This is a genomic window from Bradyrhizobium sp. HKCCYLRH3059, from assembly GCF_051168035.1.
Lineage (GTDB): Bacteria > Pseudomonadota > Alphaproteobacteria > Rhizobiales > Xanthobacteraceae > Bradyrhizobium.
The window spans coordinates 652,258-665,906 of record NZ_JBNPUF010000003.1; the positions used below are offsets into that span (position 1 = coordinate 652,258).

The window sequence follows — 13,649 nt, forward strand, 5'->3', positions numbered from 1 at the left end:
TCGCCCTTGTGTGGCGGCAGGACGACCGTTTGTCCAGCCCGCCGCCCCCGATTGCGCTCGGCGGCAGCGCCGGTCAGACGTGCGGCCCAAGCATGGCGATGTAGAACAAATCCTCGCTCGAGAGCCCGGCGGACCGCCGCGGAAGAACGGCCGCGTTTCGTCCGGTCGTCCTCTGCTCCGCCATGCGCTCGGAACGGAAGGTGCCGAGCCAGCCTCCAAACCACGAGACGTAGCGCATGAGATCCTCCGCAGCTGCTGTGGCCACTCGACTATCACGCGGCAGAATTGCGCGGACAAGGTCCGGTCATGCTGTCGCGCGACTTTGGCAAATCATGCTCGCTGCAACGCGTCGTCGGCAAATTCCTTTCCCGCCGCGTCCCGCTCGCACGCATCGGTTTCTCCACCGGGTGCGTCAACGTCGCCATTCCGGCCCATCAGGTCGTCATGCCAATGGGTACGGAACGCCATCCAAGAGGCGTGATCCTGGAAGGCAACCTCGGCGAACCACTCGACCGTGACGGCGCCGCTCGGCCAGTAGCGTTCCTGGTCATGCCAGCACACGACAGGCCAGCGCGGATTGCGGTAGGAGCGGCCGGTCTCATCATGCAGCGATGGCCGGCCGAGATGATTGATCAGCCATGACATCACCTCGGGCAGGAACGTGGCGGCAAACGACACGCCATGGCGGCCGAGCCGCTGCGGCATGCGCATGACGCGCTGATCGATGATGGCGAAGGCCGGCGGCACGGCGCCGACGTTGAACTGCCTGATCATCAGCAGACGGAAGCCGCAGTCGCAGAGCTCGGCGGGAACGGCATGGATCGCCGTCGGCTGCAGCGGAGCCGTTATGTTCATACCAGTACTCCCTTCGCCTGTCCGAGCGCGAGGTCGATGGCCTGCTGCAACGCTGTGCGCGTCGGCACATCGCTGCGTTTCAGATAGGCGGTCAGAGCGCGTGCCATCCCTGTCTCCCGTCGGCATCTGCACGTTGCTGGTCGCAGCCTGCGCAGATCGCCTTGCGTGGAGACGGACATCCGGTCCAAATCCGACGCGACGAAAATCAACAATCCCCGACATTGCTGCCGGTCAGGGAGGACACATCAAGTTTCGTGCCAGATGCGGCGGTCAGTGGAGGCGATGGCCGTCGGCGTCGTCTTCCGGTGTCGCGAGCTGCGCGATCGGGCTGGATTGGTGGTGGATCATCCGCCAGGCGCCGTCGATGCGCGCGAAGTGATTGGCCGCGGCGAGCGCCGCGCCGTCCACCAGCTCGATGCAGAGCACGTGACCATGATCGCCGTCGACGATCGCGTGCGGATCCGCGCAGACGATGTTCGGCCGACCCGGGTTGGCGAGGATGTCGCGCCAGCTGCCGATCACGGCGGCGCGGCCGACGATCGCCGGCCAGCCGGGATGAATGCAGGAGATGCCGTCGCGATCGGCCCAGAGGGCGACGAGCGCCGCGAAATCACCGTCCGTGAAGGCGGCATAGAAGGCCGCATTGGCGGCCAGGATCTCGCGGTCATCGCTCATCGTGATGGCGTGAGCCAAGCCGGTGCGAAAATCAAGCAATGTTTGGAAACGCACATCCGCGCGCCTGCGAAAACTTGCAAGCTTTTTGCAGGACGCGGTCGAGACGCGATCGCAACGCATCAGCCGAGGTCCTGCCATGCTCGAAACGGCCATTGTCGGAGGTGGATTGTGCGGAATGGCACTTGCGCGCAGCCTGCAGCAGCGCGGCAGCACGTTCGCTTTGTTCGAAGCCCGACATCGCCTGGGCGGACGGGTGCTGTCGGCCAGGAGCAAGGCGGGGCTTGCGCTTGACCTCGGCCCGACCTGGTTCTGGCCGGACACCCAGCCGCTGCTGGCCAGCCTGGTCGCGGAGCTCGGCCTGTCCGACTTTGCCCAGCACGATGACGGCACGGTCCTTCATCTGGAAGAGGCGGACAAGCCGGCCGAGCAGATCAGCGGGCCGCCGGTCCACCAGGGCGCGCGTCGGCTCTCCGGCGGCATGACGAAATTGATCGAGGCGCTGGCGCGCGATCTGCCGCAGCCCTTCATCCATCTCGGCCATGAGCTGATGCGTATCGTCGATTGCGGCACGCATGTGCGGCTGATCTTCGCCACAGCAACGGAATCGGTCGCGATCGAGGCCAGGCGCGCCGTGCTCGCGCTGCCGCCGCGGCTGCTGATCGACCACGTCGGCTTCTTTCCCGCGTTGGACGACGCGACCTTCGAGGCGATGCGTGGCGCCGAGACCTGGATGGCTGCGCAGGCCAAGGTCGTGATCGCCTACGACCAGGCGCATTGGCGCGACCAGGGCCGGTCCGGCAATGCATTCGTCAGCCACGAGCAGGCCGTGATCGGCGAGATCTTCGATGCCTGCGATGCCGGCGGCGACCGCGCTGCGCTCGGCGGCTTCCTCGCGTTCCCGCCCGATCTGCGCGCGACCTTCAGCGTCGGGCTGCCGTTGCTGATGGACAGCCAGATGGTGCAACTGTTCGGCTCCGCGCTGGAAGGCGGTGAGCAGCACTATCAGGACTGGGCGGCCGAGCGCTTCACCTGCAGCGCACTGGATCGCACCACGCCGCGCGGCGAGCACAGCGAGATCGCCAATCCGATGCTGCGGCGGGCGCTATGGGACGGGCGGTTGCATCTCGGTGGCGCCGAAACCGCAAGCCACGCGGCCGGCTATCTCGAAGGTGCCCTGAACGCCGCCAGGCGCATCGAGCGCGCGATGGCCCGGGTGATCAGCGAGACCGCCGGGCCGCGCCCGGCCGCGGCGATCGGCGACGGGCTGTCGGGCAACGCAGCGAGTCTCGCCTGGTTCGGCGCCTGGGTCGCCGCGCAGCGCGATGCCGCGTTCGACGATTATCGGCAGCGGCTCAACCGCGGCCTCGCCGCGCAGCAGCGCGAGCAGCTGACCCAGCTCGCTCTTCTCGGGGCCACCGAGCAGGTGTTCGCTGCGGCGCTGCAGGTGCTGGACGCACTGACCTTCGACATGCGCGACGTCGCCGTCGAACGCGGTCGCTCCGCCCTGATGCCCGAGATCCAGAAGCCGTTTCGCGACGTCATGCAGTCGCTGCTCGACGACGCCGTCGCGTTCAACCGCACCTCCTGCGCGCTGTCGAACTTTCCGTTCGAGCACAAGCCGTCGAAGGATTATCTGCAGACGATCCTGCGCGACATCGCCGCCGCCTGGCAGGAGTTCTCGCTCGCCGCGAACCGTCTGCTGCTGGCCAAGGCGGAAGCGGCGATGCGCCCGCCGACGAGAGTGTCGTCGTGAGTCGGACGGCATCGAGGTGCGAGCCATGAGGCTGCAGATCGAACGCCCCACCATCGAGACGATGGCGGCGGCCTTTCCGCACCTCGCTCCGCTCATGGAGCAGTTGCGCTTCGGCGACAAGGTCGAGGTCAACCTCGCGCAGCTCGCGGGCGCCGAGCTCGACCTCCTGCGCGACAGCTACCGTGGAGCGGTGACCGATGTCCGGCGCGCGCCGTCGGCTATATCAGCCCCAGATGTGGTGCAGTGCGTGGTGGTGATGATCGACGACGGTCGAAGAATGCGCCGCTGCCGTGGTGTGGGTGGAGGTCGAGTTGTGGGCGGCGGCCGTCGTGTTGTTGTGGTGATGGTGCGAAGAGCCTTGAGTGGTCGTCTTGGTGGTCGTCGATGTCGTATTGCCGGTGGCGTTGGTCGCGGTCGTCGTCCCGGCCTTGGTCGTGGTTCCGCCGCTCGATGTCGCGGCCGTGGACGTGCTGGTACCGCCGGTGCCGTTTGCGATGTTCGGCGTGGCCGTGACCTTCGTCGTCCCCTGGGCGAGGCCGGCGACCGATGTCGCCTTGGAGACCGTCGTTGCCGATCCGACATAGGTCGCGCCGCCGATCGCGATGTTGTTGCCGCTGACGTCGTTCGCGTCGGCGACGAAGCCCTCACCGGCAGCCGTCAGCATCGCGAGGTCCGAAGTGAGCGCCGCGCCGGTATCCCCGTTCAGGATGCCCTGCAGTCCCTTGATGGCGGTGGCGGAGTCCGCCTGCAGCGTGCCATTGTTGAGCTCGTTGTCGAAACGGCCCTGGAACACGGCGCCCTGGGCGGCATCGAAGCTGGCACCGAAATTGTTGTAGTTCTCGATCTGCGTGATCAGCGCCTGGCTGGCCGTACCGCTGCCGTTCACGATCGCCATCAGTTGCGCGTTGATCGTGTTCGCCTCGGCGACGAAGGTGGCCCAGAAATTGGTTTGCGCCTGATTGTCTTGGAACCGCGTGACCGTGCCGGTGAGGCCGCCCGGATCCTCGGCGAAGCCGCCGGTGTGGCCCGGATTGCCGTTACCGCCGGCCGCGACGTTCAAAGCGGCGTCGTTCTGGACGATGTCGATGATGTCGAGCAGATTGTCCGCCGTGCCCCGCAGCGCGGTGGTGTTTCCGGTCGCGGCGGCGGCATCGTATTTCTCGAGCTGCAGTGTGACCTGATTCAGCACCGTCTGGAGGTGAAGCGTCGTGGCGGCTGCCGCGTTGGTGGTTTCTCCGGCTTCGATGTGCGCGAGCAGGGTCGCGTTGGCGAGGATGGCCGTGAGGCCCGATTGCACCGCCGTCAGGTCGTTGGTCACTTGGGTCAGATTGGTCGCGTTGATGCCGCCGGAGATGACGCTCACTGCGGCATTGAAGACCTCGCCGACCACCTTCAGGCTGGTGCCCGCCGTCGCGGCCGCGAGCGTGGTCGGATCGTCTGCGCCTGCCGGCAGGTTCTGGAACGCAACGTCGGTCGCGCCGGTATTGGCGGTGAAGGTGACGTTGTTGAGTGCCGCCGACAGATGCGCGTCGTTGTTGATCTCCGACAGGATCTCGGTCTGCAACGCGTGGATGGTCTGCGACGCCGCCGACAATGTCGTCGCATTCGTGGTCTGCGCGGCCGCGGTCAGCAGCGTGCCGAGCTGGGTCTGGACGTTGGTCAGCGCGGCGATGTCTGTGGAGTTCAGCGCAAACGTTTCGCCACCGATCGTCACGTCGTTCGGGTTGGCCAGGATGGCCGCGATATCGTTCTGCACCGCATGGATGTCAGTGGTGTAGTTCGACAGGAAGGTGTTCGAATTGCCGCTGCCTTGACTGCCGGAATAGAGGCCGAGCGAGATGCGAACGGCGTCGTCGAAGACGACGCCGGCTTGAACCAGATCGGTCGACAGATTGAGCGCACTCGCTCGCGTGAGCAGGTTGGACGTGCCGTTGGCGAGCGCAGTCGCATTGAAGTTGGTGGCCATTCGATCGTCTCCTCACACTTTACTGCTGTCGCGGCATGACAATCCTGGTCGGCAATGCATCTGCGTTCGCCTGTATCGCTTCGATGCAGGTCGTCGGGATGGTGCATGTCGTGACGTGAGGAGCTTTGTAGTTACACAATCGGGCCGTCGGCCGCTGCAAAGTCGTCATCGAACGGGCAGCGGGCCGGCTTTCCAGTCTGTTTGTTTCTGTCTGGCGGAGGAGAAATATTCGTTGGGCGCGTGCGACGTTCTGCCGCATGCCTGATTGGGCGCTGCATCCTGCTCGTCGGTGAATAGAATCATTTGCAACTAACAGCGCCGCGCTTCGTGATGATGCGCGGCTGAAAGAATATAGCGTTGGCGTGCCCCGCCGCTGATGCCTCGTGACATGCCTGCGCTGAAGAGTGGCGCGCGACGGCTTGCAATATCTGCAGTTCGGATGTATGAGCGTCGCCCGTTTCAATACTCAAAGCGTTCAACGCGAGAGGCCATCAGCCATGTCAAGTCCACTGTGCGCGACACGATCCGTGCCGACGCCCGCAGTGCGTTCGGCTGACAGTCACTCCATCATGTTGAACGACCATGGCACAGTCATTGATGGCGCGCCGGCGGGAGGCCGAGCGCGCGCGGGTTGAAGCCTATCAGCTGACGCTGCGCCGCGCGGTGCGGCCGACGCGTTCGCCGCCGGATCTGCACAATGCGATCCGCGAGGCGCGGCGCGGCTTCGAGGCTGACATCATTCGCGATCCAGAAGGCTGGAAGCCCCAGTTGAAGACGCGCGACGCCGCGCGGCTGCGGCTGGCGGCTGCGCGTCATCTGTTTGGCCGCTATTCGCTGGCCCAGCACCTGGAGCTGATCTGGATCGATGACGGCGGGCTCGGCCGCGACGAGACGATCCTGCGCAAGCGCTGGTACATCGCGGTCGCCGGCGGCGGCTCGCTGTACAAGGCAGGCGCCTCGGCTTGGCTGTCGCGCAAGGAGGTTCACGCATTTCTCCATCCGCTCGGGCAGGTCGGCTTCGACGAGGCGATATGGCAGGCGATCGCGCGGTCCTACACGAGCGATCCGGCGATCGTGTTGCGGATTGCCCGGTCCAGGATTGCGCGGACGCCGCGCGGCGAGATCGCGTTCTGGCGCGAGGCGGCGCAGTTCTTCTGCGCACATCCGACGACGGGCGAGGAGATCGACGATCTCTGCGACTACATCGCGCATCGTCGCCGGCGCGAGCGCCAGTTCAGCCTCAAGGGCCGCTCGCTGGCCGCGCTGCGCCGGCTGATGAACGCATGGCATCGTGATCTCGCGGTGATCGCGCGCATCGAGGCGGCGCGCCGGCGGGCCGAGATCGCCCGTGGCCGCATGGCGGCACGGACCGCGGAGCCAGCGCATTGGCCGGGGGCCGCGCTGACGGACTGGTCATGGAGCCCGTCGAAGGGCTCGGCCACGCGCGACGCGTATGTCATCATGCAGTTGCGGACCGCCGAGGATCTCGTCGCGGAGTCCAGGGCGATGCATCACTGTGTCGCGAGCTACGCGGACAAGTGCATTGCCGGCCACGCCTCGATCTGGTCGCTGCGCTATCGTCACGCCGGCAAGACGCAGCGGCTGCTGACGATCGAGCTCAACCCGCGGCACCGCGCGGTTCAGATCCGCGGCTTCGCCAACCGCGTCGCTAACGCGGACGAGCGCAAGGTCCTGGAGCGCTGGGCCAAGGCGCGCGGGATCGAGCTGCCGCAGACATGAGCTGCGTCGCCCCTGCCGGGCGACGCAGCTCGTACGTCGGTATCAATGTCCGTCGATCGCGGCCGCCTTGGCGCCGCCGGCGACGGAGTAGCGCATCGGGACCTTGCGGGTCTTCAAAAAGGCTTCCAGCGTCTCGCCGCGGAAGGCTGCGTAGACCTCCGGGTTGGAGACGCCGATCACCGCCGCCATCTTCTCCAGCACGAAGAAGCTGACCCCCCGCCTGATCATCTCGATCCAGCGGCGGTTGCGGATCAGGTCGCGCTCCTCGTCCGTGAGACCGTGCTCGTCCGCCAGCGCGTCGAATTCCGCAACGAATCTCGCGCGATGCGCGGGGATGACGAGCCGGTGCAGGAAGTCGTTGATGCGGAAATTGGCCTGGCTGCGGCCATGGGTGAACGGATAGGTACCAGCCAGCGTCTCGGCGCCCGCGAGCTCATGTCCGATATGCGCGCGATAGGCCGCGACCTCCCGTGGGTCGGGCGCGCCGCCGAGATCCTCGAACACGAGGGTAGCGATGTTGGTCACCGACGGTGCGTAGGTCTGCCTGTGCACGAGCTTCACGTTCTCGGACAGCGCGCCGCGCATGATCAGCCACATGATCACCTCGGCGCCTTCCATGCCGCCCTTGATTGCATAGTCGGCGATCCGCATCGCAGTGAGCCGCTCCGGGTCCTTTTCCAGCAGATCGAGGAATTCGTTGTCCCAGTCCTCGTTGAGAAAGCCGGCGCGCTCGCCGTGAACCTGGTGCGACAGCCCGCCGGTGGCGAAGATCGCCACTTTCAGGTCTTCCGGATAGCTCTCGATCGCCTTGCGCAGGGTCTTGCCGAGCTTCCACATCCGCTTCGCATTGGGAATCGGCAGCTGCAGCACGCCGACCTGCAGCGGCACCACCATGCCCGGCCACGGGCCGCTGGCATCGCCCATCATCGACAGCGGCGACAGCAGGCCGTGATCGACCGGCTTGCCCTGGAAGAACGACATGTCGAACTCGTCCGCCATCATCGCCATCGCGATGTGCTGCGACAGGCCGAGGTGGCCCTTCGCCGGCGGCACGTCGCGCGGTCCGCCGCCTTCGTCGGCGGCGACATAGCGGTCGTCAATGCCGAGCGCGAAGGCGGAGTAGTGATCGAAGAAGAACGAGGTGATGTGATCATTGTAGATCATGAACAGGACATCGATGTCCTTCTGCTTCACCCAGTCGCGCACGACCGCGAAGCCGTCGAAGATCGGCTTCCAGGCCGGGTCGTTCTGCTTGTTGGTGTCGCGTGCGAAGCCGATGGTGGGCGAGTGCGATGCGCCGATGCCGCCGATGATCCGGGCCATGTGTCCCTCCGCGAATGGGCCGCCGCTGACTGTCACCCCCGGCCGCGCCGGGACGGACCATACGAAGTTTCCCCTGCTAGACAATCATGCTAACGTGCACGGATCGTTTCTCTCGATGAACGAGCGGCTCTCGGATGAAATGGCGGATCGAGGACATTCCTGTGTTCCATGCGGTGGTGGCGACCGGCGGCATAACCGGCGCCTCGCGGTCGCTGGGCATGCCGAAATCCTCGGTCAGCAAATCGGTCGCCCGGCTCGAGCAGGATCTCGGCATCCGGCTGTTCGACCGCAACTCGCGGCGCGTCCGGGTGACCCGCGAGGGCGAGCTGTTCTTCCAGCAATGTCAGAAGATCCTGGATCAGGTCTCGGAAGCCGACGCGGTCATGACCGGGCTGGTCGGCGTGCCCAGCGGCCGGCTGTCGGTGGCGCTGCCGCCGGCGTTCTGCGAGGAGATCCTGGCGCCGCAGCTCGCCGAATTCCACCGCCGCTATCCGCGCATCGAGCTCGATGTCGAGGCGACCACGCGCGCGATCGACATGCTGGCCGACCGCTTCGACATCGCGGTCGTGGTCGGCGTGCAGGAGAATTCCGAGCTGGCGCAGAAAGTGCTGATCGGCGGCCGCCTGATCTGGGTGACCAGCCCCGCCTATCTCGCCGCGCACGACATCGGCGAGGACGTCCGCGCGCTGGAGCGCCATCTCATGATCTGCGAGCGGCGCTATGGCGATCGCACCCTGATGATCAAGCAGCACGGCCATCTCGTCCGCTTCGACGTCGGTGCGCATGTCGCCCGCATCAACAATCCGCTGGCGGTGCGCCGCGCCGTCGCCCACGGCGCCGGCATTTCCTTTCTGCCGGAGCACTATTGCGTCGAGTTGCTCGGCGAGGGCCGGCTGGTCGAGATCGGCAGGGGGGTCGTGTTCGACACTCGCGCCGCCCAGCTGACCGCGATCTTTCCGAGCCGCAAGCTGATCTCCTCGCGCGCCCGCGTCTTCCTCGACTTCCTCGAGGAGATCTGTGCCGCGTCCGCGCACACCCTGATCGGTCAGACCTGAGGTGCGCCGTCCGTCTGTCTCACGCAAGCCGATGGAATGACGGCGGCAATGGCTCTCGCACCAGTTCGCTCAAATTGAGCGTTTCACCGCTGTCGGCGATATCCGAGAACAGCACCTCGATGAAGGGATGCTGCCGGTTGGATGCGGCGCCGCGCCGATATTTCCTGCTCACGATCCGCTCGATCGCAGCAAGGTTCAATTGTCCCAGCGCATTGTATTGGACACGAAACAGGCTCTGCCGGCTGCCCGTGTGCTCGATCGACTCGGCCCAGATGTCCATCACCTTGCGGCTGACGAAGGCCTCGACGCCGACGGCGCCATCTTGGGCGAGCAGGCGCAATCCGTCCATCGTATGCGGCTGCTCATCGACGCGAAATTGGCTCAGCGACATCGGAGATCCCTTTCTGTTGCGTGCATCGGCGGTCTCACGGGAGAGTCGAGAACGGCGATCGGCGCATCGAACGTGTAGGAGAGCCCTGACGGCGCATAGGTCAACTGAACCTCGCCGCCGAGCTGCACGCCGAGCGTTTCGATCAGCCGGGTTCCGAAGCTTCGGCTGGCGGGCTGTTGAACGACCGGGCCGTGTCTTTCGGTCCAGGCGAAGCGGACCCGGCGTTGGTCGACGGTCCAAAGCAGATCGACGCGTCCTTCCGGCACGGACAGCGCGCCGAACTTCAGGGCGTTCGTGCATAGCTCGTTGAGCGTCATCGCGAGGGCGATGACGGCATCCGGCGTCACCAGCACGTCGGGTCCGGTGATCGCAAAGCGTGAGTCGTCGGGCGTGTCGAAGGCCTGGACGGACGTACGAATCACCGTGCGGAGATCGCCGCTGGACAATTTCGCTTGCAGGAGGAGATCGTGTGCCCGTCCGAGGGCCAGGAGCCGCCCGGAGATGGCATGCTGTGCATCCTTGGTCGCCGGCACGTTGCGGAGGCTCTGGGAGACGATGGCGGTGACCGTCGCGAGCGTATTCTTGATGCGATGGTGCAGCTCCTCGAGAATGAGCTTTTGCAGCCTGCTCGCCGTCTCGCGTTCTCTCGCCTCGATTTCGGCCTGCTCGGACCGGGTCTTGGCATTGCTCTCGGCCTCGGCGAGCAGGCGCTTCAGCCCGATGATTTCCGTCAGCAGAAAGTCGGGATCCACGACCGTGCCGTGAGGAGGCTCTGTGGTGAGGTTGATCTCGAGCATTGGCTGACATGTCCTTGCACCGGATGCCGCCCTCGGCGGGCACGATGGTACGCAGGAGCAGGCCGCCCCAGCGTCACTTCGTTCGCGAACGGACACTTCCGTTGAAATGCCCGAGTATCTCGGCGGCGTTTGCGAGGATGGTCGCCTTCCTGATCGCGGCAGCGCGCTCGCCGCCTTGCTGCATCAGGCCCGCCGTCTCCAGCGCATTCTCCGCCCTGGTGGCGAGCGTCGCGTGCAGCGATGACCGCTCTCGCTTGGCCGGCTCGGACGGCTTGTCGGGGTGACCTGGCGCAAGCGCCCCGCTGCGAACGGCGGCCACCGGATCAGAATCGCGGCGACGATCGGCAGCCCAAAGAATGGCGGCGCCAGGAGCGGTCGCACCAACCACGCGCGCACTGGACGTGGTGGTGTTCGAAGAGGTGTTCGAAGTTTTCGACATGCTGTCCGCCTTCTGGTCGCGGCGGGAGCGCATGGCTCTCAGTCACCGATGGCAGCCGGGGGACGCGCGGTGATCATCAACATATGGTGTGTGCGCGCGCAATAGCGAGGTCCAGCCGAAATTATTTGCCGTGAGGATCCGGTCGCCGCCATCGCCTGAAGCGAGAGCGAGTCTGGCCCTGCGGCTCATCCGACGTTCGTAGCATCGTTGCATCGACATGCGAACGTCGGACGCTTGGCTCATTTGTAGATCATGTGCAGTCCTGATCACGATGCCTTGGCATGAGTCAGACGTCGGACGTGTTATCGGCCGATTCCGACGCTCACGCCGGGCGCGTGGATGCCGATGCCGCCACGATCTTCATAGTCACGTCCTTCATAGCCACGCCGCTCGTGCCGGCCATAGCCGTAGGCGCCGCGGTCTTCGCGGATGATGACACGGCGTTCGCGGCCTTGGCGCCAGCAGCGGCCGTTCTCGTTGCAGACCATGCGAACCTGCTGGATGCTGCTCTCCGGGAGGATCGATATTCCGGCCGTGAGCGGGGCAGCGGAGGCGGCTGCGGCCATCAATGTGCTCGCGGCGGCTGCGAGCGTGATCGTAAGAATCTTCATGGTCATGACATGACTCCGGGTGCGGGGATTGCGTCATGGAACCAATCTGCTGGCCATCCCATGGTTCCCCGGCGGTGGCATTTGTTTTGGCGTCGAACGGCTGCCTGTGCGGCGCTGTGGCGACATCGGACAGGACGCTGTTGGTCTCGAGCGGCACACGGACGGGCATGCCCGTCAGGTAACGACCCGCGCCGCTGATGACTTGGGCGAGGAAGCAGTTTAAGAAGCGCGGCTCTTGAATCCGCAGGGTCGGGCGAGGAGGCCGCGATGAATTTGCGCGAGCAGTGGGAAGCAGAGGCCGGCCGGTGGCTCGCCTGGGCGAGAGCGCCGGGTCACGACAGCTTCTGGCGCCACCATCGCGAGCAATTCAGCCGCTTGCTGCCGCCGCCCGGTGCGCTCACGCTCGACATCGGCTGCGGCGAGGGCAGGCTGTCGCGACATCTCGCCTCCGAAGGGCACAGAGTGGTCGGCGTCGATGCATCGCCGTCGTTGATCGCCGCGGCCCGGGCGGCCGATCCCACGATCGGCGTCGTGCGTGCGGACGCGGCCGCGCTGCCGCTGGCCGATGCATGCGCGGATCTCGCGATCGCCTTCATGTCGCTGCAGGACGTTGACGCGATGCCGGCCGCGGTGCGCGAGCTTGCGCGGGTTCTCAGGCGCGGCGGCCGCTTCTGCATGGCGATCGTCCACCCGCTCAACTCGGCCGGGCGGTTCGCGAGCCTGGCATCGGATGCGCCCTTCGTCATCCAGGGCAGCTATCTGGACTCCTACACCTTCAGCGACGCAATCGAGCGCGACGGGCTCAGCATGACCTTCCACAGCGCGCATCGCCCGCTGCAGAGCTATTTCGAAGCGCTGGAAGCGGAGGGATTCCTGATCGAGGCGCTGCGCGAGCCGTCCATTCCCGAAGCGATTATCACCCGCGACAGCAGCCGGCGCTGGCTGCGCGTGCCGCTATTCCTGCATCTGCGGTGCCTGCGCCCGTGACGCCGGAGCGCGGCGATGCTGCGCTCCGGCTGGCGAGGGTCATCCCCGCCGCGCTGCCTCGATGGCGGCGACGTCGATCTTCTTCATCGTCATCATCGCGGCAAACACGCGCTTGGCCTCGGCTCCGCCGGCTGCCATCGCGTCGGTGAGCGCGCGCGGCGTGATCTGCCAGGAGATGCCCCATTTGTCCTTGCACCAGCCGCATTGGCTTTCCTGGCCGCCATTGCCGACAATGGCACTCCAATAGCGGTCCGTCTCCGCTTGATCGTCGGTGGCGATCTGGAACGAGAAGGATTCGTTGTGGGTGAACGCAGGTCCGCCATTGAGGCCGAGACAGGGGATGCCACACACCGTGAATTGCACCGTCAGCACGTCGCCGGCCTTGCCGGACGGATAGTCGCCCGGCGCGCGGTGCACGGAGGCCACGTGACTGTCGGGAAACACCTCGGCATAGAACCGCGCGGCCGCCTCGGCGTCCTTGTCGAACCACAGGCAGATCGTGTTTTTGTGCTGTGCCATTGCAGGGCTCCCTTGCGTTCAGAGTACAGGCCGCGCTTCATCGCCTGATGGGCGGCCGTTTTGGACATGCTCGAGCCAGCCGATCTCGATCTGGCTGATCCAAGGACGGTCCGGAACGTCGCAATCCGACACCTCGATCGGAGATTCCATCAAGTTTTTTCGCGGGTGGTCCATCACCGTTTAGGGGGGAGTTTCACGTTGCCGCATCAGTGAGGTCGATGCGGCGTAGTTGCTGAGCGCGGCGGCGCGGTCCGGTGTGCCGATACGCGGCGACAAGGATGCCGGTGAGGTCGTCTGTCGGACACCTTGGTCCCGAGGCGAAAAGATTTCACTTGCTGTTTTTCAGAAATCATGTTTATCTCCACCCATCCCGCCTCGAGCAGAGGGACGTACGCGTCGTCACGAACGTGGAGGCGGGCTGCGATGGACGTGACGGCTGCGCCTGACGAGCGCGGGCGTTACGGACGGCGAAGTCGTGTGGTCCTGGCCTCTCGACGCTGAGGTCTGCGCAACGCGCCAAAGGCGCGTTGTCGCAAAA

Annotated in this window: 13 protein-coding genes; 4 read left to right on the top strand and 9 right to left on the bottom strand. The window is 65.7% G+C overall.

The window, feature by feature from the left end; genetic code table 11:
• Positions 1 to 330: 330 nt before the first annotated feature.
• Positions 331 to 849, bottom strand: coding sequence for a hypothetical protein (locus ACQR13_RS13765; RefSeq protein ID WP_316201584.1), 519 nt, complete (start codon positions 847 to 849; stop codon positions 331 to 333).
• 276 nt (positions 850 to 1,125) lie between these two features.
• Positions 1,126 to 1,530, bottom strand: a complete 405-nt coding sequence (locus tag ACQR13_RS13770; protein ID WP_315718215.1) for a nuclear transport factor 2 family protein — start codon at positions 1,528 to 1,530, stop codon at positions 1,126 to 1,128.
• A 136-nt stretch (positions 1,531 to 1,666) separates the two neighbouring features.
• Here ACQR13_RS13770 and ACQR13_RS13775 point away from each other — a divergent pair, with 136 nt between their 5' ends.
• The gene (locus ACQR13_RS13775) at positions 1,667 to 3,283 is read left to right on the top strand and encodes a flavin monoamine oxidase family protein (RefSeq protein WP_316201144.1); all 1,617 of its coding nucleotides are present in this window, start codon (positions 1,667 to 1,669) and stop codon (positions 3,281 to 3,283) included.
• Between the two features lie 223 nt (positions 3,284 to 3,506).
• Here the strand turns inward: ACQR13_RS13775 and ACQR13_RS13780 are convergent, their stop codons facing one another.
• Positions 3,507 to 5,249 (bottom strand): hypothetical protein, encoded by a 1,743-nt coding sequence (locus ACQR13_RS13780; protein ID WP_316201143.1) that lies wholly within the window; start codon positions 5,247 to 5,249, stop codon positions 3,507 to 3,509.
• Between the two features lie 582 nt (positions 5,250 to 5,831).
• Between ACQR13_RS13780 and ACQR13_RS13785 the strand changes: the two genes are divergently transcribed.
• Positions 5,832 to 6,989, top strand: a complete 1,158-nt coding sequence (locus ACQR13_RS13785; RefSeq protein WP_434841251.1) for a PcfJ domain-containing protein — start codon at positions 5,832 to 5,834, stop codon at positions 6,987 to 6,989.
• Between the two features lie 42 nt (positions 6,990 to 7,031).
• On the opposite strand, the gene ACQR13_RS13790 is transcribed toward ACQR13_RS13785, so the two are convergent.
• Positions 7,032 to 8,312 carry a gallate dioxygenase gene (locus tag ACQR13_RS13790; protein WP_316201141.1) on the bottom strand — a complete coding sequence of 427 codons (1,281 nt, stop codon included), beginning with the start codon at positions 8,310 to 8,312 and terminating at the stop codon, positions 7,032 to 7,034.
• A 134-nt stretch (positions 8,313 to 8,446) separates the two neighbouring features.
• Between ACQR13_RS13790 and ACQR13_RS13795 the strand changes: the two genes are divergently transcribed.
• Positions 8,447 to 9,367, top strand: coding sequence for a LysR family transcriptional regulator (locus tag ACQR13_RS13795; RefSeq protein ID WP_316201140.1), 921 nt, complete (start codon positions 8,447 to 8,449; stop codon positions 9,365 to 9,367).
• A gap of 19 nt (positions 9,368 to 9,386) precedes the next feature.
• On the opposite strand, the gene ACQR13_RS13800 is transcribed toward ACQR13_RS13795, so the two are convergent.
• The 4 genes from ACQR13_RS13800 to ACQR13_RS13815 all read right to left on the bottom strand — a co-directional run bounded on the left by ACQR13_RS13800 (position 9,387) and on the right by ACQR13_RS13815 (position 11,605).
• Entirely contained in the window at positions 9,387 to 9,758 is a 372-nt protein-coding gene (locus ACQR13_RS13800) for a signal transduction histidine kinase (RefSeq protein WP_316201139.1), read from the bottom strand.
• Entirely contained in the window at positions 9,749 to 10,555 is an 807-nt protein-coding gene (locus tag ACQR13_RS13805; protein WP_315718223.1) for a sensor histidine kinase, read from the bottom strand. Before ACQR13_RS13805 ends, ACQR13_RS13800 begins: the two co-directional genes overlap by 10 nt.
• A gap of 73 nt (positions 10,556 to 10,628) precedes the next feature.
• Positions 10,629 to 11,027 (bottom strand): hypothetical protein, encoded by a 399-nt coding sequence (locus tag ACQR13_RS13810; protein ID WP_315750347.1) that lies wholly within the window; start codon positions 11,025 to 11,027, stop codon positions 10,629 to 10,631.
• A 269-nt stretch (positions 11,028 to 11,296) separates the two neighbouring features.
• Positions 11,297 to 11,605, bottom strand: coding sequence for a hypothetical protein (locus ACQR13_RS13815; RefSeq protein ID WP_315718257.1), 309 nt, complete (start codon positions 11,603 to 11,605; stop codon positions 11,297 to 11,299).
• A gap of 267 nt (positions 11,606 to 11,872) precedes the next feature.
• Between ACQR13_RS13815 and ACQR13_RS13820 the strand changes: the two genes are divergently transcribed.
• Positions 11,873 to 12,592: a class I SAM-dependent methyltransferase gene (locus tag ACQR13_RS13820; RefSeq protein WP_315718225.1), complete on the top strand. Its 720-nt coding sequence runs from the start codon at positions 11,873 to 11,875 to the stop codon at positions 12,590 to 12,592.
• A 39-nt stretch (positions 12,593 to 12,631) separates the two neighbouring features.
• On the opposite strand, the gene ACQR13_RS13825 is transcribed toward ACQR13_RS13820, so the two are convergent.
• A complete protein-coding gene (locus ACQR13_RS13825) occupies positions 12,632 to 13,111 on the bottom strand; it encodes a VOC family protein (protein ID WP_315750348.1) in 480 nt (159 codons plus the stop codon).
• Positions 13,112 to 13,649: the final 538 nt, after the last annotated feature.

Excerpts from the sequence above, each read along its gene's own strand:
- ACQR13_RS13770 (WP_315718215.1), bottom strand. The coding sequence starts at position 1,530 with ATGAGCGATGACCGCGAGATCCTGGCCGCCAATGCGGCCTTCTATGCC.
- ACQR13_RS13775 (WP_316201144.1), top strand. The coding sequence starts at position 1,667 with ATGCTCGAAACGGCCATTGTCGGAGGTGGATTGTGCGGAATGGCACTT.
- ACQR13_RS13780 (WP_316201143.1), bottom strand. The coding sequence starts at position 5,249 with ATGGCCACCAACTTCAATGCGACTGCGCTCGCCAACGGCACGTCCAAC.
- ACQR13_RS13785 (WP_434841251.1), top strand. The coding sequence starts at position 5,832 with ATGGCACAGTCATTGATGGCGCGCCGGCGGGAGGCCGAGCGCGCGCGG.
- ACQR13_RS13790 (WP_316201141.1), bottom strand. The coding sequence starts at position 8,312 with ATGGCCCGGATCATCGGCGGCATCGGCGCATCGCACTCGCCCACCATC.
- ACQR13_RS13795 (WP_316201140.1), top strand. The coding sequence starts at position 8,447 with ATGAAATGGCGGATCGAGGACATTCCTGTGTTCCATGCGGTGGTGGCG.
- ACQR13_RS13800 (WP_316201139.1), bottom strand. The coding sequence starts at position 9,758 with ATGTCGCTGAGCCAATTTCGCGTCGATGAGCAGCCGCATACGATGGAC.
- ACQR13_RS13805 (WP_315718223.1), bottom strand. The coding sequence starts at position 10,555 with ATGCTCGAGATCAACCTCACCACAGAGCCTCCTCACGGCACGGTCGTG.
- ACQR13_RS13810 (WP_315750347.1), bottom strand. The coding sequence starts at position 11,027 with ATGCGCTCCCGCCGCGACCAGAAGGCGGACAGCATGTCGAAAACTTCG.
- ACQR13_RS13815 (WP_315718257.1), bottom strand. The coding sequence starts at position 11,605 with ATGAAGATTCTTACGATCACGCTCGCAGCCGCCGCGAGCACATTGATG.
- ACQR13_RS13820 (WP_315718225.1), top strand. The coding sequence starts at position 11,873 with ATGAATTTGCGCGAGCAGTGGGAAGCAGAGGCCGGCCGGTGGCTCGCC.
- ACQR13_RS13825 (WP_315750348.1), bottom strand. The coding sequence starts at position 13,111 with ATGGCACAGCACAAAAACACGATCTGCCTGTGGTTCGACAAGGACGCC.